We start from the raw sequence: 20474 nt of genomic DNA, 5'->3' as shown, positions 1-20474 counted from the left end.
GCGGTCACTTCGGGCGTACTCCATCAGAGCGTGACCGGTGCCACGCCCGGCACCGTACGATGGCGCGGTGCTGGTCAAGTGGATTCGTTGCACCGTGGTGGACCGTCGAGGTTTTGAACGGGGGCAGCGGAAATGGGCGGAGCTGCTGGGTGAGCCCGGATTCAGGGGCCAGGGCGGCGGGTGGAGCCGGGGGCGTCCGGATGTGGCGCACGTCTTCGCCTTCTGGGACAACCGCGTCTTCTACGACTCGTTCATGGCGCGCGCACACGACGGCCTGGCCGCCGCGCAGTCCGGTACGTACAGCGGCATCCAGGTCAAGCTGTTCGAGCACCGCTTCGATGTGAAGACCGGCTTCGAGCCGCGCTTCACCGATGCGGATGTGGTCCGGGTGGCGCACAGCAAGGTGCGCGAGGACCGGGTGGAGCACTTCGCGTTGATGCAGGAGCGGGTGTGGAATCCGGCGATGGCCGGATCGCCCGGCATGCTGCGAGGGGTGTTCGGGGAGGCGCCGGGGCACGAGTTCCTCGTGTTGTCCATGTGGCAGTCGAGTGCCGAGCGCGGCAAGTATCGGGCGGGGAGCATCGAGCGGCTGTCGCAACGGGCGCAGACCGAGGACGACGTGGCGGAACTGGCGGGAGACGTCGTTCAGCTGGAGCCGTCGTGGACGGTGTGACCGGCCTGGCTGGACCGGTGTCGCCGGAGCGGTGAGCCAGGGGCCCTCCGGGCGGCCGATCAGGCGGACTCCGCCGGGGAGTTGAAGACTCCGGCGCGGGCGGCTGCCAGTGCCGCGTCGGCGGACCGGTCGGCCAGCGCTTCGTCCATCGGCTCGCGGGTGATGAACAGCCTGAAGAACAGGGGCGAGACCACGGCCCTGACGAGCGCTCCCGCGTCCGTGCGCGGGTCCAGTTCGCGCCGGGACACGGCGCGCGCGACGATGGCCTCGCAGCGGGCGAACCGCTCTGTGTAGAAGGCGTTCAGCGCCTTTGCGGCGCGTTCGGAATGGAAGGCCGCGGCGATGAACGCGGTCGGTGCGGCCGCTGCGGTGGAGTCCTCGAAGGAGGCGGCCGTCGTGTGCGCCAGGGCGCGCAGATCTCCTTCCAGGCTTCCGGTGTCGGGCGGTGTCCAGCTGTCCTCTCCGGCCAGGTCCAGGGCGTCCACGAGGAGCCCTTCGAGGTTTCCCCAGCGGCGGTAGAGGGTGGTCTTGTGGATGCCGGAATGCTCCGCGACGTATTCGACTGTGAGGCCCGGGTAGCCGTGCTCCGCCAGGCCAGTGAGGACGGCATCACGGACCGCCGCTCGGGTACGGGCGGTTCTGCCGCCGGGGCGACGGGTGCCGGGAGCGAGCGGGGGCGGCGGCGGGTCGGCCGGCGGTGAGGTTCTCTGTTCAGTCAATTGCTACTCCTGTTGCGTTAGTGGGCTCCAGTGTGCCACACTCACCTTAATGCGACATCGATTGCGTTAACTGTCCTGCGCGGTCCCCCTGTCCTTGCCGTGCTTTTCCGCTTTTCCGCTGTTCTCTGGTCGACTCGATTGGGAGGAGCCCTTGACTACCCAGATCTCTCTGCGCGGCGTGACCATGTCCCGCGGCGACAGACTGTTGCTCGACGATGTCTCGCTGTCCGTGCGCCCGGGTGAGCGGATCGGCATCGTGGGGGAGAACGGCGCGGGGAAGACGACCTTGCTCCGGCTCCTCGCGGGGCTCGAACAGCCCGATTCCGGGAGTGTGTTCAGGTTCGCCGGCCGCGGCACCGGCCTGCTGGCCCAGACTCCACGACTGCCGCCCGATCGCACGGTCCAGGACACCATCGACGACGCGTTGGCGGAACTGCGCGCCATGGAGCGGAAGTTGCGGGAGGCCGAGGCGGATCTCGGTGCGGCCGACGATGCCGCGCTCGCCGCCTACGGAGACCTGCTCGCCGAGTTCGAGTCGCGCGGGGGATACGAAGCGGACGCCCGCGTCGACAAGGCGATGCACGGCCTCGGCCTCGCGCACATAGGGCCGGTCAGGAAGCTCGACAGTCTCTCCGGCGGCGAGCAGGCAAGACTGGGCCTTGCCTGCCTGATCGCGGCGTCCCCCGAAGTGATGCTGCTCGACGAACCCACCAACCACCTGGACGGAACCGCGCTCGACTGGCTGGAGAGTGCCCTGCAGTCCCATACCGGCACCGTGGTCGCCGTGTCCCACGACCGGGTCTTCCTGGAGCACGTCGCCACTGCGGTGCTGGAGGTCGACGCCGACCGACGGACGGTCGTGCGCTACGGCGGTGGCTACGCGGGATTCCGGGCCGAGCAGAGCGCCGCACGGCAACGCTGGGAGCAGTCCTATGCCCAGTGGTGCGAGGAGTCCGCGCAGCTGGAGGAGTACACGTCGACCACCGCCCACGGCGTCGCGATCGGCCGCGCCATCAAGGACAACAACAAAATGGCGTACGACCGGGCCGCAGGCCGGGTCCAGGCCTCGGTGTCCGGCCGGGTCCGCAACGCTCGCAAGCGACTGGAGCGGCTGAGGGCACAGCCCGTCCCCAGGCCGCCGGACCCCCTGCGCTTCGCCGTACTGCCCACGGCCGGCGCGACCGGGGGAGACCTTGTGTCCCTGATCGGCACAAGGGTCGGCGACAGACTCGCAGTCGACCGGCTCTCCGTGGCGGCAGCCGACAGACTGCTGATCCACGGCGGCAACGGGGCGGGGAAGTCCACTCTGCTCCGAGTCATGGCGGGCGTGCTCGCCCCGGACACGGGGCGCGTGGTCCGGCGCGGCGGGATCGGCTACCTCGCGCAGGAGATACCGGTGCACCGCCCGGCGGAGTGTGTGCTCACGGAATTCGGCCGAGGACTGCCGCTCACCGATGACGAACAGGAGGAACTGCTGCTCTCGTACGGACTGTTCCGTTCCCGCGACCTCCGAGTACCGGTCGGATCGCTTTCGGCGGGGCAGCGCAGACGGCTCGCTCTCGCTCGTCTCCTGGCCCGGCCCGCGGATCTGCTGCTGCTCGACGAACCGGCGAACCACCTCGCACCCGGACTCGTACAGGAACTGGAGGAAGCGCTGGCCCACTGGCAGGGTGCGCTGGTCGTGGTCTCGCACGACCGGCTGTTGCGCCGCCGCTTCACCGGCGACATCCGTCGGATGGAGTCCGGACAGCTGCTCGAATGAGCCGCAGCCGACCTATGGCCTGTCCGGCGGATCAGGGTCGGACAGGCCCTAGGGTCGGTACATGGCACGACCGAAACGCATCGTCCTCGTCCGGCACGGGGAGTCCGAGGGCAATGCCGACGACACGGTGTACGAGCGTGAGCCGGACCATGCGCTGAGGCTCACCGCGACAGGGTTGAGGCAGGCCAGGGAGACGGGCGTGCGGCTGCGGGAGTTGTTCGACGGCGAGCGGGTCAGCGTGTACGTCTCGCCCTACCGCCGCACCCACGAGACATTCAGGTCCCTCGGCCTGGACCTCGAGAACGTGCGGGTACGGGAGGAGCCGCGGCTGCGGGAGCAGGACTGGGGCAACTGGCAGGACCGCGACGACGTGCGCCTGCAGAAGGCGTACCGGGACGCGTACGGCCACTTCTTCTACCGGTTCGCGCAGGGGGAGTCCGGAGCCGATGTGTACGACAGGGTGGGGGCCTTTCTGGAGAGCCTGTACCGGAGTTTCGAGGCGCCCGACCACCCGCAGAACGTTCTGCTGGTCACGCACGGACTGACCATGCGCTTGTTCTGCATGCGCTGGTTCCACTGGTCGGTTGCCGAATTCGAGTCACTGTCCAATCCGGGCAATGGGGAGACCCGGACGCTGATGCTCGGCGAGGACGGGCGCTACACCCTTGACCGGCCGTTCGAGCGCTGGCGTACCCCTGAGCCGTACGGCATCACCGGATAGAGTGGAAGGGCGATGACAACCGCTGACTCTGCTTCCGGTGCTTCCGGCCAACGTTTCCTGCGCGCCCTGGCCAGCCTGCGCGGGCTTTCCGTGGGAGACGCACTTGGCTCCCAGTTCTTTGTGCCCGCCAACTATCCGCTGCTGAAGCGGCGGGAACTTCCCCCCGGCTCCTGGCAGTGGACGGACGACACCGAGATGGCGTGCTCGGTGCTGGCCGTGCTCGCGGAGCACGAACGGATCGACCAGGACGCGCTCGCCCGTTCCTTCGCCCATCATCATGACTTCGACCGTGGGTACGGCCCCGCCGTGAACCGCTTGCTCAGGCTGGTCCGGGAGGGCGGTGACTGGCGGGAGCTGGCGTCCGCGCTGTTCCAGGGCCAGGGCTCCTGGGGCAACGGCTCGGCGATGCGCATCGCGCCGCTCGGCGCCTGGTACGCGGACGACCCGGAGCAGGCCACACACCAGGCCGAGATCTCCTCGTACACCACGCACCAGCACCGCGAGGCGGTCGTGGGCGCGATGGCCGTCGCGGCGGCCGCCTCGCTGGCGGCGGCGACGACCGGGCCGCCCACCCCGGCTGAACTGCTCGACGGCGTCATCGCGCTCGTACCGCGCAGCGCCGTCGGTGCCGGACTGCGACGGGCACGCGACATGCTCGACTACGGCGACGCCGGGACGGTCGCAGCGGTCCTCGGCAACGGTCGGCGTACCAGTGCACATGACACCGTTCCGTTCGCCCTCTGGTCTGCGGCGCGGAGCCTCGGCGATTTCGAGCAGGCTTTCTGGGTGACCGCCCAAGCGGGCGGAGACGTCGACACGACCTGCGCGATCGTCGGCGGGGTCGTCGCGGCGGGAGGGGCAGGCGCACCACCGGCAGGCTGGACGGCACGGACGGAAGAACTGCCGGGCTGGCTCCCGCGGTAGGGCGGCACCACGGAACGCCTGCTGGGGCCACCCGACTGTCACGGTACTGCCACAGCTCCCTCCCGCACGGCCCGGAACAGTGAGCGGAAGCTACTCTTTCGGCCACGCCGCCGTTGATGATCATCCAGACGGGCGTGCGCCAAAAATGAGACGCCGGGGTGCCCCCAGCCGCTGCCCTGCGGGCGGTGTGTGCGGACCTCGGTAGGGGAGGGGTCCCATGTCCGATCACACGTCAGAAACGCCCCGGCCGGCAGACGCCCCAGAGCCGTCCGAAGCGTCGGGGCAGGCCGGAACGTCCGAGCGGATCGCATGGTCGAAGGCTTCGGTGCCGGAGCCCCGCGACACCACCTCCGAGCCGCCGAAAGTGCCGGGATACGCGCAGCGGGGTGGGCAGCCGCATCCGCCCAACCCCTGGCGGCAGAGCAGCCCTCAGCCCTCCGCGCTGTCGACGCTGCGCCCGGCGGCGCCCGCCGCCATCCGCGGCGCGACGCTCTGCTCCGTCATCGTCACGGCGATGCTGAGCGCCCTGCTGCTGGGTGACGGTCTCGGCCCGAACGCACTGATCGTCGCGGTCTCCGCAGCGCTCGGGGCATTCTTCGCCGCGCGGACGGCCGGTCGCCGCCTCCGCCCGTGGACGGCCTTCTGGGCGGTCGGCGGACTGGCGCTCCTCGCCGTCCCGGCCCTCCGGGACGCCGGCTGGCCCGTCTTCCTGGCCGTCGTGTCGGCCGTCGCGCTGGGCTCACTGGCCCTGCACGGCAGTCGAAGCTGGCTCGGGGTGTTTCTGGGTTCGCTGGGCCTGTTCAGCTCCATCGCGGACGGTCTGGCCTGGGGCGCACGGGGCGTGCGCGCGCGGATGACGGGTTCCCGTGGCCGGCTGGGGGTCATCCTCCGCAGCGTCGCGGTGGCGATCGTCCTGCTCATCGTGTTCGGGGCGCTGTTCGCGAGCGCCGACGCCGCCTTCGCCGACGTGCTCGGCAGTCTGATGCCCGATGTGTCGCTCAGCGGCACCCCGTGGCGGTTCCTCCTCTTCCTGGTCGGCCTGGCCGGCGCGCTCGCCGCCGCGTACGCCGCAGCAGCTCCGGTGCGCTGGGACGGCATCACGGTCCGCCGGGGGAAGCCTCGCGGGCGACTGGAGTGGGCCCTGCCGCTCGTCGTACTGAACCTGCTGTTCGCCGTCTTCGTCGCCGTCCAGCTCACCGTGCTGCTCGGCGGATACGACAAGGTGATGGCCGAGCCCGGTCTCAGCTATTCCGCATACGCCCGGCAGGGTTTCTGGCAGCTTCTCTGGGCCACACTCCTCACACTGCTGGTGATCGCACTCGCCCTGCGCTGGGCCCCTCGCGGGCGGGGCAGCGACCGCACCCTCGTCCGGAGCGTGCTCGGCGTGCTGTGCCTGCTCACCCTGATCGTTGTGGCCTCCGCGCTGAGGCGGATGGACCTCTACGTCGACGCGTACGGTCTGACGCGGCTGCGGATATCCGTGGCCGCGGTGGAACTCTGGCTGGGCGTGGTGCTCGTCCTGATCATGGCCGCCGGGGTGTTCGGTGCCCGCCTGCTGCCGCGTGCCGTGGCCGCGAGCGCGGCCGTCGGTGTCCTCGCGTTCGGACTGGTCTCGCCCGACGGACTGATCGCGGAGCAGAACGTCCAGCGGTACCGCGACGGTCACTCGATCGACATCGGCTACCTCCGGGGCCTCTCGGCCGACGCAGTACCGGCCCTGGACACACTGCCCGAACCACTGCGCTCCTGCGCCCTCATGGACATCGAAGGGTCGCTGCGCTCCGACGACTCTTCCTGGTACGCCACCAGCTGGGGCGAGGCACAGGCCCGGGACATTCTGCGGAAGCGGAGTCCGGCCGACCCGACACGGTCCTGCTCCGGGTCGCGTACGGGCATCGGGGGCAGTGATCGCGACGGTGACGAGAACGATCCGTACGACCCGTACTGACCGGGCCGAGCCGCGTTGCATGCGGCGGCCGCGCCGTCGCGCGCAACGACGTCGGCACATGCCTTCCCGGGGCGCCCCGTCGTACGGAATGCCGGCGTCCACGGCTGTGCCGCGACGCTGTCCGCGCCGTGTCACGAGTCCGGGGCGTCCGACGGGCGCCCCGGGGTGTTGTCGGCCGCCCCATCGGCGTACGCTGACAGGCGCCATGCCGTACGAACCACCCACGCACACCGTCGAGCGCTCGCTGCGCGCTACCACTGGTGCCAAGACCGTCGCCGGTGTCGATGAGGTCGGACGCGGAGCGTGGGCGGGACCGGTCACCGTGTGCGCGGCCGTCACCGGCCTCCGCAGACCTCCGGCCGGACTCACCGACTCCAAGCTGATCACCCCCAAACGTCGCGCGGAGCTGGCACCGTTGCTGGAGCGCTGGGTCACCGCATTCGGTCTCGGCGATGCCTCTCCGCAGGAGATCGACGAGCTGGGGATGACGGCCGCGCTGCGCCTAGCCGCCGTACGCGCCCTCGAAGGCCTGCCGGTGCGGCCGGACGCGGTGATTCTCGACGGCAAGCACGACTACCTGGGACAGCCCTGGCGGGTCCGCACAGTGATCAAGGGCGACCAGTCCTGTATCGCGGTCGCGGCCGCCTCGGTGATCGCGAAGGTCCACCGGGACACGATGATGGCCGAACTGGGCGCGGATTCCGGCGAGTACGCCGAGTTCGCCTTCGGGGCCAACGCCGGTTACCCGTCGCCCGTACACAGGGCCGCGCTGGAGGAGTGGGGGCCGACACCCCACCACCGTCTTTCGTGGTCCTACCTCGACGCGCTGCCCAGGTGGCAGCACCTCAAGAAGGTCCGCATCTCCGCCGAGGCGGCTGCACTGGAAAGCGGGGGCCAGCTCGGCTTCGACTTCTGATCGCGCACATGTACCCACCCGCCGACGCCCCGTGCGCCGGCGTTTGATAGACAACCACCCATGCCTCTCATCCCCGAGGAGCCTCAGATTCACGAGAGCGCCCAGGGTCCCCGCGTCACTCCGGCCGCCGGCCGCACCGCGTCGACCCCCCGTCCTGTACCCGGTCCGCGTTCAGCGGCCACGCCGCGTCCCGGTCGTCCCGGACCCGGCCCCGCGAGGCCCGCGCCCCCGGCGCAGCGCCCGCACCCCACCCCCGGCCGACCCCAGACGGACCAGGCGGAGAATCGTTCCGCACCGCAGATCCAGCTGATCCCGGCCTCGGCGGCCGGCGCACTCGATGCCGCCGACGAAGCAGTGGACCTGCTGCTCGACTCCGGCCGCGCACCCGGCGACATCCTGGTGCTCACCACCGGCGAGCAGCACCCGTGGGCCGCGCACGAACTGTCCTTCGGCGAGGCCGCCTACTGGGCGCAGCACGAGGCCGGCGACGATGTCTTCTTCGCCGGTGCCGCTGCCGCGGACCGGGTGCGGACCCGCCCGGTGGTGATCGTCGCCGTCAACGGCGGTGACGCCGTCGCCGGAGCGCTGACCGGGGCGCGGGAGCGCGCCGGAGCACTGCTGATCGTGTGCGGGGACCCGCAGCGGATCAACGCCGTGCTCGGTGCCGGAGTCTGACCCGCAGGGCACCCACGACCGTGTCGGCCCGGCTGCCCGACGGGGCGGCCGGGCCCGGGGTTACGGTCAGCGGGCCGCGGTGCGCCGCAGTGCCTGCGCCGCACCGCCGCCGGTGCGCAGCGGAGCCGGATCCTGGCCGAGCGAGGTGTCGGCGAGAGCGGACGGCTGCGACGTGGAGTTGGGACGGCGCCCGCCACGGCCCTCGCCCAGCACCTGCCAACCGCCGTGGGTCAGCGTGATGTACGCGCCGCACCGCAGACCGTGCAGGGTGCAGGCATCCCGCAGGCCCCACATCCACGCCCCGTCCTCCTCCGTCCAACGCTCGTCGCCCTCACGGCAGTAGAGAAGCACCGCGGTACGGACGGGCGTGCGGCGGCGGAGATCGTGCGGGATGACCCGGCGCAGATGGGCCAGCAGTGCGTTGCGGAACTCCCAGCCGTCCGCGGCTGTGGAGCGGCGGGCGAACGAGGCGCTGGCCGTGAGGCGTTCCTCATGGTCGAGCACGGCGACCACGGCGGTCGCCGGGGTCGGTCTGTGCCGGGCGTGCAGTCCGCTGACGACCTCGCGGGGGCTGCGCAGCAACGGTATGCCCGCTTCGGCCCACTCGGCCGGTTCGAGCATCCTGGCAAGACGGTTGGCGGAGTCGGCGGATGCCGAGGACGCCGACATAGAAGTGGCTGCGGACGGAGCGAATCCGAAGGTCACGATCCTCCCTTCGCATACGCGCCCATGGTGCGGGCAGGGTCGAGTGAGGGCGCACCGCGGCACAGCCCTTCCGGGCCGCGAAAGGGACTGTGCGGGGAGCGAGTCCAATTCTTCCTGGCGTATCGGCGGGCGGCAACGAGCAATTGGCACAGCTGACGGGTATCAGCCGGAATGACTCTGATATCCCTGCCCACGCCGTGCCCGGATGACTCCTCCCGTCCCACCTGAACGGCGAGGACCAGCGGAAACACCCCCTCGGCCCGCCCGGCCGCGACAGTCCCGCTGTCGCCGTCGACCTCCGGCGGGCGTCCGGGAGATCAGCCGGGTGTCTTGTGGGGTGGATTCGCCGATTGTCCTTGCCATCGGGTTGCATGGGGGCATGGACAACCTGGAGCTCCGCGCCGAAGCCGATGCCATCCTCGCCGAGCTCGTCGGGGACCCGGGGGGTTCGGCGCGGCTGCGGGAGGACCAGTGGCAGGCAGTGGCGGCTCTGGTGGAGGAGCGCCGGCGTGCCCTGGTGGTGCAGCGCACGGGCTGGGGCAAGTCGGCGGTGTACTTCGTCGCCACCGCTCTGCTGCGTCGGCGTGGTTCCGGGCCCACGGTGATCGTCTCGCCGCTGCTGGCGTTGATGCGTAACCAGGTCGAGTCGGCGGCGCGGGCCGGTATCCGGGCGCGCACCATCAACTCGGCCAACCCGGAGGAGTGGGACACCATCTACGAGGAGGTCGAACGCGGCGACACCGACGTACTCCTCGTAAGCCCGGAACGTCTCAATTCTGTGGATTTTCGCGATCAGGTGCTGCCCAAACTCGCGGCCACCACCGGTCTGCTGGTGGTGGACGAGGCGCACTGTATTTCCGACTGGGGGCATGACTTCCGGCCCGACTACCGCCGGTTGCGGGCGATGCTGGCCGAGCTCGCTCCCGGCGTGCCGGTGCTGGCCACCACCGCGACCGCGAACGCCCGGGTCACCGCGGATGTGGCCGATCAGCTGGGTACCGGCGCAGGCGAGGCCCTGGTGCTGCGCGGTCCGCTGGAGCGGGAAAGCCTGCGGCTGGGTGTGGTCCGGCTGCCGGACGCCGCGCACCGCCTGGCCTGGATCGCCGAGCACCTGGACGAGCTGCCGGGCTCCGGGATCATCTACGCCCTCACCGTCGCCGCGGCCGAGGAGGCCACCGCTTTTCTGCGGCAGCGCGGCTTCCGCGTCGCCTCGTACACCGGAAGAACGGAGAACGCCGACCGGCTGCAGGCCGAGGTCGACCTCCAGGAGAACCGGGTCAAGGCACTGGTCGCGACATCGGCCCTGGGCATGGGCTTCGACAAGCCGGACCTGGGCTTCGTGGTCCATCTCGGCTCGCCGTCCTCGCCGATCGCCTACTACCAGCAGGTGGGCCGTGCGGGGCGCGGGGTGGCCCACGCCGATGTGCTGCTGCTGCCGGGCAAGGAGGACGAGGCCATCTGGCGCTACTTCGCCGACACCGCCTTTCCGCCCGAGGCCCAGGTGCGACAGACCCTCTCGGCCCTCGCCGGTGCCGGACGGCCGCTGTCCGTGCCGGCCCTGGAGGCCGCGGTGGATCTTCGGCGTACCCGCTTGGAGTCGATGCTGAAGGTGCTGGACGTCGACGGCGCGGTCAAGCGGGTGAAGGGCGGCTGGACGGCCACGGGAGCCGAGTGGGTGTACGACGCCGAACGCTACGCGTGGGTGGCGCGGCAGCGGGCAGCCGAGCAGCAGGCCATGCGTGATTACGCGAGCACGGCCCGGTGCCGGATGGAGTTCCTACGCCGGCAGCTGGACGACGAGGGGGCGGCCCCGTGCGGCCGTTGCGACAACTGCGCGGGGGCCTGGGCCGATTCGGCCGTTTCGGCGGAGACTTTGACAGGCGCGACGAAGGAACTGGATCGTCCGGGGGTGGAGGTCGAGCCGCGCCGGATGTGGCCGACGGGGATGCCCGCACTGGGCATCGACCTCAAGGGCCGTATCCCGGCCAAGGAACAGTGCTCCACCGGGCGGGCCCTGGGGAGGCTCTCGGACATCGGCTGGGGCAACCGACTGCGCCCGCTGCTGGCCGAGAACGCGCCCGATGGGCCGGTCCCCGACGATGTCCTGCAGGCCGCGGTGGCGGTCCTCGCCGACTGGGCGCGCTCCTCGGGCGGCTGGGCGCCGAATGTCTTGGACGCCACTGCCCGGCCGGTGGGAGTCGTCGCCGTACCGTCCCTGACCCGCCCGCAACTGGTCGGCTCCCTCGCCCAGGGAATCGCGTCCATCGGCCGCCTCCCCTTCCTCGGCACCCTGACGTACACCGGGCCGAACGGCGCGCACGCGGCACGCCGCAGCAACTCCGCCCAACGCCTCAGGGCGCTCTCCGGCACCTTCGCCGTCCCGGAGGAGCTGACCGACGCCCTGGCCCGCACTCCCGGCCCCGTCCTGCTCGTGGACGACTGCACCGACTCCGGCTGGACCCTCGCCGTCGCTGCCCGCCTGCTGAGGCAGGCAGGCAGCGACCAGGTTCTTCCACTGGTCCTGGCTGCGGCAGGCTGAGCTGTTCACGCGCGTGTCGCTGCGGCAGGCCTGCCGAAGGGCGCTGGCCCATGCGTGGCTCGGCCCACGCTCGACGACGCCCGGGAAGTGCTTGTCGGGACGGACCGCAGGACCGCGCTGGTGACTGTCGGATCCCCGGATCGGAAACGCCAGATGGTCTGGTGGCCCCGTCGTATTTGTTGGTGATGGGACCGCGCCGTACGTCACCGTCGACTCGGCCCGCGGGAGGGCCGCGACGCCAGGCAGGGCATGGGCTGCTGCGTGCCCACCGCGACCGACCCCGGCGGCGCCGACTGCACTGCCGTCACGTCATGGAGGCCCGACCACTGCGGGCGCAGCCCTGGCCGCAACTGCCGCACCCGATCCGCCGTGACACCCGGCATCGACGGGTCCGGCCCCGCCTCGTGCGTCGCCCGGCTGGGGACGGACCTGTTGGGGCCCTGGCCAGCACGTTCTAGGGTGTTGGGCAGATCCTGCGTGGGAGCGAACAGACATGAGCGATGACGCACAGGGGCTGGCCGAGGTACAGCGGCAGCACTGGCAGAACACCTACACCGTCCACCCCGGCATGTACGGCGAGCAGCCCTCGGCACCCGCCGTTCACGCCGCACGGGTCTTCCGCGTGGCCGGAGCGACCGATGTGCTGGAGCTGGGTGCCGGACACGGTCGGGACACCCTGTACTTCGCCCGAGAGGGCTTCACCGTCCAGGCCACCGACTTCAGTCCTGTCGGTCTGGACCAGCTACGACAGGCCGCCCACGCCCAGGGCGTCGCCGAGCGGGTGACCACCACACTCCACGACGTGCGCGAACCGCTGCCCCTGCCGGACGCCTCGGTCGACGCGGTCTTCGCGCACATGCTGTTGTGCATGGCCCTCTCCACCAAGGAGATCCACGCCCTCGTCGGCGAAGTCCGTCGCGTGCTGCGTCCTGGCGGGACCTTCGTATACACCGTCCGCCACACCGGGGACGCCCACTTCGGCGCCGGCATTGCCCACGGAGACGACATCTACGAACAAGGCGGCTTCGCCGTACATTTCTTCCCCCGCCAGCTCGTCGACGCCCTCGCCGACGGCTGGACTTCCAACGAAATCCACGCCTTCGAGGAAGGCGACCTTCCGCGGCGCCTCTGGCGCGTCACCCAAACCCTGCCCCGATGAACAGCGACCCGATACCGGCCGCCGACATCACCATCGACGGCACCGGACTGCTCTGCGTCACACTTCTGCTGCGCCTGCGCAAGCAGATCGACGGCGCGCCTCCAGGAACCGTGGTGCACGTGACCGCGACCGACCCCGCCGCACCCCTCGATCTGCCGGCCTGGTGCCACATGACCGGCCACGACTACCTCGGCCCGGTGCCCGGAGAACCCCCGATGTACGCGCTGCGGCTGGTTGCCGAAGCTCGCCCGACTCTCCCTGGCGCTCCCTGGCACACCGCTCCGACCGAGTGACGTCGTGACCAAGGTCCTGAGGCCCGGCAGGGCTGCGGATGTGGCTCGGGCGGCATTCCGCCGGTTCTGACATCCGGAGCCACCGGCAACCGGCGAGCGCCCCCGGCAGAACTGGCGACGGCTCGCCGCGGAGCGAAACCAGCCCACACATCATCGAGAGCTTCCAGTTCGACGCGGTCGGCGCCCGGTTCGGCAACGCGACGTTCCCCAGTCCGTCGTGGCCACACCGCCGGACGACCAGCGGGCTCGGTACGCGGCTGCGTCCTGGCGCGACCTGCCGGCGGGCGCAATCGTCCCGCCGTAGAACCCAGTCATGCCCGCACCGATCCACGTCGCCCGTCCGCGCTCCCAGTTCGATCTGGCGAAGACGGCCCGCAAGGCGCGCAAGTACCCCCGCCGCACATCCAGATCACGGCCGCCGACGCGCGCCTCGGACGCTTCAGCAAGGGGCCGTTGATCGCCACCGTCGTCGTTCTGCTGCTCCTGATGGCGGGTGGAGGGGTGTACGCCGTCATCGACGACCGGCCGGGCGGCACCGCCTCGCCGGTGGCGGAGAAGTGCCCCGGCGCAGCATCACGCTCCACGACCTGTGGATCTTCGGCGACACCGTCGTCCAGGCCGTGCACAAGAAGGTCACGGCCTACCGCCTCTCGGACGGTTTCGAGGCGTGGAGCATGCCATTGCCCACCCCTGTCTGTGAGACAACGGTCAATCCGACCCCGGACGGCAAGGTCGCCCCGGTGGACAAGAACAGCTGGGCCGGAGCCCATCGCGACCGGCTCCAGGGACGACACGATCGTCGTGAAGAGCGCCAACAGCGGCGACACCCCCGCGATCTTCCAGAACAGGAGTGCCGCCGTCTACCGGGTCGGCGACGGAGCCAAGCTCTACGACATTCCCATGGAGAAGCGTGGGAAGTGCTACCCCAACGACGTGGCGGGCGGTGCCCGGCTCCTGGTGAGCTACGACTGCGCGATCAGCGCCGTCGGAGACAGGAGTTACAGCCAACTCCAGGAGATCGACCCGCGCACCGGCAAGGTTCTCTGGCGCTTCAGGACCCAGCCGGGCTGGAAGGCTGGAAGGCCGGCAAGGTGCTCTCCGCCGATCCGGTCGTCTTCACCACCCTCCACTTCGAGGATCGCACCGACAACTGGCGGGTCGTCGCCCTGGGGCCGGGCGGCAAGCTCCGTACCACCATCGACGCCAGGCCGAAGGATTTCACGCACTGCACCGACGCCGGGGAATCGGGCGAGAGCATCAAGAACTGCCCAGGCACCGTTGTCGGCAAGGGGGTCGTCTGCCTAGGGGGCAACGACAGGGGCGGTGCCTACGACCTCGGCACCGGGAAACTCGTCTGGGGCGTGAAGTCCGGGGACAGAACCTTTCATCCCCTACGCGCGGAACGCGGCGCGTCCGCGCTCGTCTACGAGGCAGCCTCGTTGAACCGGCCGGGCGGGATCATCCGGTTCGGCCCGGGTGGGGCGCCTGCCGGTGACGAGTGCCCCGCAACCATGCAGCGACTGAGGCGTGCCCGACGAGTCGGGCACGTACGGAATCGGCCGAGGCCCTGAATTCTGTGAGGTGTGCGTTGGTCATGCCTCCATGCAACCCGACGGCTACGACAGAACGCGAACGCCCTCGCGACCCTGTGGAAAAAGTTATCCACAGGGGTCGCGGAATCCGGCCGCTCGCGGGACGGTCATGCCATGAACCAGCACCACGAATCCACCGGTCCGGCCGATGAGCAGCAGATCACCCTGCGAGGACCTGCCGAACTCGCCGATGCCCTCCCCTATCTCATGGGGTTTCACCCGAACGACAGCGTGATCATGGTCGCCCTGCACGGCGGCCGGGGTCGCTTCGGCGGCCGACTCAGGCTCGGTATCCCGCAGTCACCTCAAGAATGGGCGCCCGTCGCCGAGCAGCTTGCCGAGTGCTTGATCAAGGGGAGCGAGCGGCGTGGTGAACGCCCTGACGCGATCGTCATTTTCCTCTGCCAGGATCCCACCGAGGGAGAGTCCGGCAGTCAGACCATGGAGCGGCTGAGGCCGCTCGCCCAGCGCCTGCGTACGGCCTGCGGCGCACTGGACGTACCGGTGCTCGAAGCGCTCTGCATCTCCGACGGCCGGTACTGGTCCTACTGCTGCCCCGACGAGCGCTGCTGCCCGACGGAGGGCAACCAGCTGGCCCTGCCCGGCACCTCGGTGATGGCGGCCGCCGCCGCGTACGCGGGCATTCAAGTGCGTGGAACGTTGCGGGAGATGGAGGCGAGGCTCGCACCTCTGCAGACCTCGGCGGCGGCAGACCAGCAACGCGCACTCGACTCGGCGGGTGCCGAGCTGGTGCCCAAACTCCTCGATGAAGTGGGACGCGAGGATGTGGCCCGGGAAACCTTGGACCTTGCCCGGCAGCTCATGAAACGCCTCAGGGAGGGGCCGGTGGCAACGCCCTCCGCCTCGGACATCAATGACGACCGGCTGATCAGCCATGACGAGGCAGCCGCAGTCATTCTCGGCCTGCAGGACCGGGAAACCCGCGACAGGGCCGCGGAATGGATGGAGGGTCCGGAAGCGGGTTCGGCGTTGCGGCTCTGGCGCGCACTGTCCCGTCGTTGCGTGGCACCGTACGAGGAGCATGCCGCGGCGCCGCTGACCCTGGCCGGATGGGTCTCGTGGTCGACGGGCGACGAACCGGGCGCGCGGGTTGCTCTGGGGCTCGCCCTGCGGATGGATCCCGCGTACACCTTTGCCCAACTTCTTCATGAGGCGTGCAACCAGGGCCTCGACCCGGAGACCTTGCGCCGATGCCTGCGCGGGGAGCGCAGTGCACGTACGGGGCGGCGTGGGCACCGGCCGGACCGGGGTGCGCGACCTCGCGCGGCGCGGCCGACCGCCGCGCGCCGGAAGAAGACGCCGTCGAGCTCCGCCCGTCCCGAATCCGCGGCCGCCCGGCGTCGGTCCGGGCAAGCCGCCCCCAGCCGGCGTGTGTCCGGTGATGACGGATGACTCGCATACCCCGTCGCTCCACGACACCTCGCGTCACCGCCACGTATTGAGATCCCTACCGGGCCTCCGCGGTCCCGTGGCGGCGCAAGCGGCCCGGCGCCGCGCCAGGACACGACGCGGGCGTCCAGAGTTCCGTTTACGTCATCGGCCTCGGGGGAGTCGCGATGGTGCTCGGGCTCGGTGATCACCGGGGCGCGGGTGGTCGCCCCGTGGCGGATCTGTGGGCGATCGGCCCTGGCCGATGGCGGTCCGGCACCGACGATGTGTTTCCGGGCCGGCTCCTGTCGGCCCGAAAGAGCTCTTGGACGAGCATTGCGAAGGGAGTGTTTATCGTCAGGCAGACGACTATGATCACCGCATGCCGCCCTACGACCCGTCGACCTTCCCGCCCTTCGCTGTCACCGTCGACCTGGTCGTGCTCACGGTGCGCCGCCACGCGCTCTGCGCGCTGGTGGTACGCCGTGGTGAGCCACCGTTCCAGGGGCGATGGGCGCTGCCCGGAGGCTTCGTCAAAGCCGACGAGGATCTCGGAGCCGCAGCAGCGCGCGAGCTAGTCGAGGAGACCGGCTTGTGTGCCCAGGATCCGGCAGCCCCGGCGATCGGGAACGGCGCCCACCTCGAACAGCTCGCCACCTACGGTGACCCCGGTCGTGACCCGCGGATGCGAGTCGTCAGCGTCGCCCATCTCGCCCTGGCACCTGATCTGCCCGCTCCGCGGGCGGGTGGCGATGCGAACAGTGCGCGATGGGCGCCTGTCGAGGATCTGCTCGGGGCGGGCGGGAGCTTCGGCCACGAGGGTGAAAACCAGGCCCCGCTGGCCTTCGATCATGCGCAGATCCTGGCCGACGGAGTCGAACGCGCCCGCTCCAAGATCGAATACTCCTCCCTGGCCACCGCTTTCTGCCCTCCGGCGTTCACGGTCGGCGAGCTCCGGAGGGTGTACGAGGCGGTGTGGGGAGTGGTTCTCGACCCGCGGAACTTCCATCGCAAGGTCACCGGCACCCCTGGCTTCCTGGTGCCCACCGGCGGGACGACCACTCGCCAGGGAGGACGCCCGGCCCAGCTCTTCCGGGCCGGTGCGGCCACCGTGCTCAACCCCCCGATGCTGAGGCCGGAAGTCTGACCTCGCGGAACGCCCACAGGACTGGTGCTGCACAAAAAGTCGGATATGTCGCGTTATCTTTCTGCGGTACCCGCCCTGCCGCCGAGCGGTCTCACCTTCCGCGAGAGAAGCGATGCTCCAGGCCTTCGGACTCACCAGCGCCCCCCGCCGCGGTCTTCGGGCCGCCGTGGACAATCTCACCTTCGAAGCCCGGCCAGGCCACGTCACCGCACTTCTGGGCGCCCCTGGCTCGGGCAAGACCGCAGCTCTCCGCCTCATGCTCGAGCTCGACCCGGGGCGGGGGGTCACCTACTTCCGGGGCAGGCCGATGCACCGGATCCCGTACCCCGCGCGTGAGGTGGGTGTGCTGCTCGGAGACGTGCCGGGGCACCCGGTCCGTACCGCTCGCGGTCAGCTCCGGATGCTCTGCGCTGCCGCGGGGGTACGAGCGACGCGGGCCGATGAACTGCTTGAGCTCGTAGGTCTCGCCGGGCTCGGGGACCAGCGCATCGGCACGCTCTCGCTCGGCATGGACCGACGGCTCGGCCTCGCTTCGGCGCTGCTCGGCGATCCGCACACGCTCGTCCTCGACGATCCGGCGGAAGGCCTCGCTTCACGCGAGGGGTGTTGGCTGCATGAGCTGTTGCAGGCCCATGCGGCCCGGGGCGGGACCGTTCTGTACACCACGACGGACCCCAAGGAGGCCGCGCGGGCCGCCGACCGTGTCGTCACCATCGACGACGGTCGCCTGGTCGCCGACCAGGATGCCGGCGACTTCTCCCGGACCCGCCTCCGCCCCCGGGTCGCCGTCCGGACCCCGCACGCGGCCCGCCTCGCGGCGGTAGTCAGCCGCGAGGCCAGAGCGGCCCGGCGCTCGGTCGAGGTGGTCACGGAATCCGGCGGCCGCCTCGCGGTGTACGGCTCCAGCTGCGCGGAAATCGGTGACACCGCGTTCCGGCACGGGCTTCCGGTACATCAACTGGCCGACGAAATCGGCGATACCGGCGATACCGGCGCCACATCGACCCGGGGCGGCGTGAACCCCACGGAGCCCGCAGGTTCCGCCGATCCGGCAGCCTCCAGGGAACTCGGAGGTCCCGAAGATCGCGCAGATTCAGTAGATCCCGCGGGCCCCGCCGGGCAGGACGGCAACGAAGGATCACGCGAGCCGCGACCGGCCGCGCGGGCGTCGGTACCGGAACCGGCGCCTCCCATCCGGCGCCGCCCGGCCCGCGGTCCGCTTCATCCGCTGCGATACGAGTTGCGCCGTCTGCTCGGCGTCAGAACAACAACCTTGATCATGGCCGCTGTTCTGGTCCTCTCCGTCGGGCTCTCCGTGCTCCTCGCCCGCACCGGCCATGCTCCGTTGCCGAAGGTGCTGGCGGCCTGGCCGTCGCTGCTGCCCCTGCCGCCTGCGGCGATCGGGGCCGGACTGCTCGGCTCCCTCTCGTTCGGTGATGAATTCCGCTACCCCGCGCTCGCTGCGGGCCGCGGCACCGTTCCCCGCCGCCTCGGGTTGCTTCTGGCCAAACTGGTGGTGTCCGCAGGCGTCGCCGTGGTGCTCGCTCTGGCTGTCGTACTGGTCTCCGCCGAAACTCTTCGTCTCGTGTACGGCCACGGTTGGATCAAGGCCCCGCCGAATTCGGTCTCCCTGGGCGCGAGTTGGGTGGCGCTGACCGTGGGCTGCGCCTGGGCGGGCCTTCTGGCCGCCGGAGTCTTCAGGGTGACGACGGCCGGTGTCGCCGCGGTACTTGCCGTTCCTGTGCTTGTTGTACCGCTTGTCCAGAAGGTGCTGACGGTGCCGGGATCCCGTCCGGTGGCCGGGCTTCCGGTCAGACTCCGCGAGCTGATGTGGCCGCGCTGGCCGCACGAGACGGACCGATGGGTGGCCCTCGCTGTGGGTGCCGTGGCGCATCCGGTGGGAGCCGCGCTGGCGCTGTCGCTGTCGGTCCTGGTCTGCGCCTATCTGTTCACCAGCCTTCACGGCAGGGCCCGTTGGCGGTCCCAGAGCGCCGCTGGATCGGGTCAGGCCTCGTAACCCTCTTAAAGGTGCCCGGTTTATACCAGTAAAGCGTCAATTGGGGGGCTGGCGCCGATCACCCTTTCGTGTGCTTTTCACCAAAGACCTCAAGAGCCGGGTGAGCTGCGCCGACAAAGGATGCGTGAGTACCCTTGCGCACACCATGATGACCGCCGCCCGCTCCGCCGATTCCGGCCTCGCCGGCCCGGGTGAACTCGATCGCTACCCGTATGTGGAGGCGCCGGCCGGCGAGCGTGCCGCTCTTCGCTCCTGGGACGGTCCCGACACCGACCTCGGCCGGGTGAGCCGACGGGGCTCGGCCAGCCGCGGCCGCGGCCTCCATGGCCAACTCGTTCAGCAGCTGGGTCAGATGATCGTCTCCGGCGACCTGGGCGCCGACCGCCCTCTCGTGCCGGAAGAGATCGGTCAGCGCTTCGAGGTCTCCCGCACCGTCGTACGTGAATCGCTGCGTGTTCTCGAGGCCAAAGGACTGGTCAGTGCCCGGCCCAACGTGGGTACCCGGGTCCGCCCCGTCAGTGACTGGAACCTGCTGGATCCCGACATCATCGAATGGCGCGCCTTCGGTCCTCAGCGCGAGGATCAGCGCCGCGAGCTCGGCGAGCTCCGGTGGACGATTGAGCCCCTCGCCGCGCGTCTTGCCGCGGGTCATGGCCGCGAGGACATTCAGCAGCGCCTCGGTGACATGGTCGAGATCATGGGGCATGCGGTCGGGCAGGGCGACACGATCACTTGCTCCCGGGCCGATGCGGAGTTCCACTCCCTGCTCATCCAGGCGGCGGGCAATCGCATGCTGGAGCACCTCTCCGGCATCGTTGCCGCGGCACTGCAGGTCTCGGGTGGTCCGGTCACAGGCTGTGACCGCCCCACCGAGGCATCCCTCGGCCACCACGCCCGGATCGTCGATGCCCTCGCGTCCGGCGACTCGGCGGGCGCCGAAGCGGCCATGCGTCAACTGCTCGTCGTCCACCCCGAGGTGGAGCGTGTGGTGCCCGCACCTCGCGAGCACTGAGCGCAACACGGCCAGGGTGTACGAACCGTGTGTCGCCGGGCCGCCACGGTCCGGCGACACAGTTGCGGGGATTTAGCGCCCTCGGTCACGTTCGTCGCAAATGAGGTGTGACTCGGGCCACGCGGATTGGGCGTAACACTCCTCGAAACAGCGCGATGACTTAAGAGGTGACCGCCGCGGAAGGAATACAGCAGCCGTTCAGTGCGCTGTGCAGTTCTGAGGCCAAACCCGCGCCGCCGGTACATTCCCAGCCCGGCGGTCGTCGGCTCCAGTCCTTTCCAGG

The 20474-nt window shown here is 70.4% G+C and carries 17 protein-coding genes; 15 read left to right on the top strand and 2 right to left on the bottom strand.

What is annotated here, in order from left to right:
• Positions 1–67 precede the first annotated feature (67 nt).
• Entirely contained in the window at positions 68–673 is a 606-nt protein-coding gene (locus tag ABZY11_RS10945; RefSeq protein ID WP_356478833.1) for a YdbC family protein, read from the top strand.
• Positions 674–732: 59 nt separating this feature from the next.
• Here ABZY11_RS10945 and ABZY11_RS10940 read toward each other — a convergent pair whose 3' ends face one another.
• Complete coding sequence (locus ABZY11_RS10940) at positions 733–1392, bottom strand: TetR/AcrR family transcriptional regulator (protein WP_356478832.1); 660 nt, start codon at positions 1390–1392, stop codon at positions 733–735.
• A 151-nt stretch (positions 1393–1543) separates the two neighbouring features.
• Here ABZY11_RS10940 and ABZY11_RS10935 point away from each other — a divergent pair, with 151 nt between their 5' ends.
• The 6 genes from ABZY11_RS10935 to ABZY11_RS10910 all read left to right on the top strand — a co-directional run bounded on the left by ABZY11_RS10935 (position 1544) and on the right by ABZY11_RS10910 (position 8338).
• Entirely contained in the window at positions 1544–3154 is a 1611-nt protein-coding gene (locus tag ABZY11_RS10935; protein ID WP_356478831.1) for an ABC-F family ATP-binding cassette domain-containing protein, read from the top strand.
• A gap of 61 nt (positions 3155–3215) precedes the next feature.
• Positions 3216–3875, top strand: coding sequence for a histidine phosphatase family protein (locus ABZY11_RS10930; protein WP_356478830.1), 660 nt, complete (start codon positions 3216–3218; stop codon positions 3873–3875).
• Between the two features lie 12 nt (positions 3876–3887).
• Positions 3888–4799: an ADP-ribosylglycohydrolase family protein gene (locus tag ABZY11_RS10925; protein ID WP_356478829.1), complete on the top strand. Its 912-nt coding sequence runs from the start codon at positions 3888–3890 to the stop codon at positions 4797–4799.
• Positions 4800–5016: 217 nt separating this feature from the next.
• Positions 5017–6747: a DUF4173 domain-containing protein gene (locus ABZY11_RS10920; RefSeq protein ID WP_356478828.1), complete on the top strand. Its 1731-nt coding sequence runs from the start codon at positions 5017–5019 to the stop codon at positions 6745–6747.
• A gap of 205 nt (positions 6748–6952) precedes the next feature.
• A complete protein-coding gene (locus ABZY11_RS10915; RefSeq protein WP_356478827.1) occupies positions 6953–7663 on the top strand; it encodes a ribonuclease HII in 711 nt (236 codons plus the stop codon).
• A 60-nt stretch (positions 7664–7723) separates the two neighbouring features.
• Positions 7724–8338, top strand: a complete 615-nt coding sequence (locus ABZY11_RS10910) for a hypothetical protein (protein WP_356478826.1) — start codon at positions 7724–7726, stop codon at positions 8336–8338.
• 66 nt (positions 8339–8404) lie between these two features.
• Here ABZY11_RS10910 and ABZY11_RS10905 read toward each other — a convergent pair whose 3' ends face one another.
• Positions 8405–9043, bottom strand: coding sequence for a hypothetical protein (locus ABZY11_RS10905; protein ID WP_356478825.1), 639 nt, complete (start codon positions 9041–9043; stop codon positions 8405–8407).
• A 379-nt stretch (positions 9044–9422) separates the two neighbouring features.
• Here ABZY11_RS10905 and ABZY11_RS10900 point away from each other — a divergent pair, with 379 nt between their 5' ends.
• The 8 genes from ABZY11_RS10900 to ABZY11_RS10865 all read left to right on the top strand — a co-directional run bounded on the left by ABZY11_RS10900 (position 9423) and on the right by ABZY11_RS10865 (position 20191).
• Complete coding sequence (locus ABZY11_RS10900) at positions 9423–11582, top strand: RecQ family ATP-dependent DNA helicase (protein ID WP_356478824.1); 2160 nt, start codon at positions 9423–9425, stop codon at positions 11580–11582.
• 493 nt (positions 11583–12075) lie between these two features.
• Positions 12076–12741 carry a class I SAM-dependent methyltransferase gene (locus tag ABZY11_RS10895; protein ID WP_356478823.1) on the top strand — a complete coding sequence of 222 codons (666 nt, stop codon included), beginning with the start codon at positions 12076–12078 and terminating at the stop codon, positions 12739–12741.
• Positions 12738–13034: a sulfurtransferase TusA family protein gene (locus ABZY11_RS10890; RefSeq protein ID WP_356478822.1), complete on the top strand. Its 297-nt coding sequence runs from the start codon at positions 12738–12740 to the stop codon at positions 13032–13034. Before ABZY11_RS10895 ends, ABZY11_RS10890 begins: the two co-directional genes overlap by 4 nt.
• Positions 13035–14125: 1091 nt before the next feature.
• Positions 14126–14605, top strand: coding sequence for a hypothetical protein (locus ABZY11_RS10885; RefSeq protein WP_356478821.1), 480 nt, complete (start codon positions 14126–14128; stop codon positions 14603–14605).
• 135 nt (positions 14606–14740) lie between these two features.
• On the top strand, positions 14741–16039 hold the full coding sequence (locus ABZY11_RS10880; RefSeq protein WP_356478820.1) for a DUF4192 domain-containing protein: 1299 nt from the start codon (positions 14741–14743) through the stop codon (positions 16037–16039).
• 358 nt (positions 16040–16397) lie between these two features.
• Positions 16398–17162 carry an NUDIX hydrolase gene (locus ABZY11_RS10875; RefSeq protein ID WP_356478819.1) on the top strand — a complete coding sequence of 255 codons (765 nt, stop codon included), beginning with the start codon at positions 16398–16400 and terminating at the stop codon, positions 17160–17162.
• Between the two features lie 112 nt (positions 17163–17274).
• Complete coding sequence (locus tag ABZY11_RS10870) at positions 17275–19179, top strand: ATP-binding cassette domain-containing protein (RefSeq protein ID WP_356478818.1); 1905 nt, start codon at positions 17275–17277, stop codon at positions 19177–19179.
• A 124-nt stretch (positions 19180–19303) separates the two neighbouring features.
• Positions 19304–20191, top strand: coding sequence for a FadR/GntR family transcriptional regulator (locus tag ABZY11_RS10865; protein ID WP_356478817.1), 888 nt, complete (start codon positions 19304–19306; stop codon positions 20189–20191).
• Positions 20192–20474 lie beyond the last annotated feature (283 nt).

The sequence above is a fragment of the Streptomyces sp. NPDC006510 genome, assembly GCF_040611955.1.
GTDB lineage: Bacteria > Actinomycetota > Actinomycetes > Streptomycetales > Streptomycetaceae > Streptomyces.
Note: the sequence above shows the minus strand (reverse complement) of the source record. Positions and strands in the feature narration are given on the sequence as shown.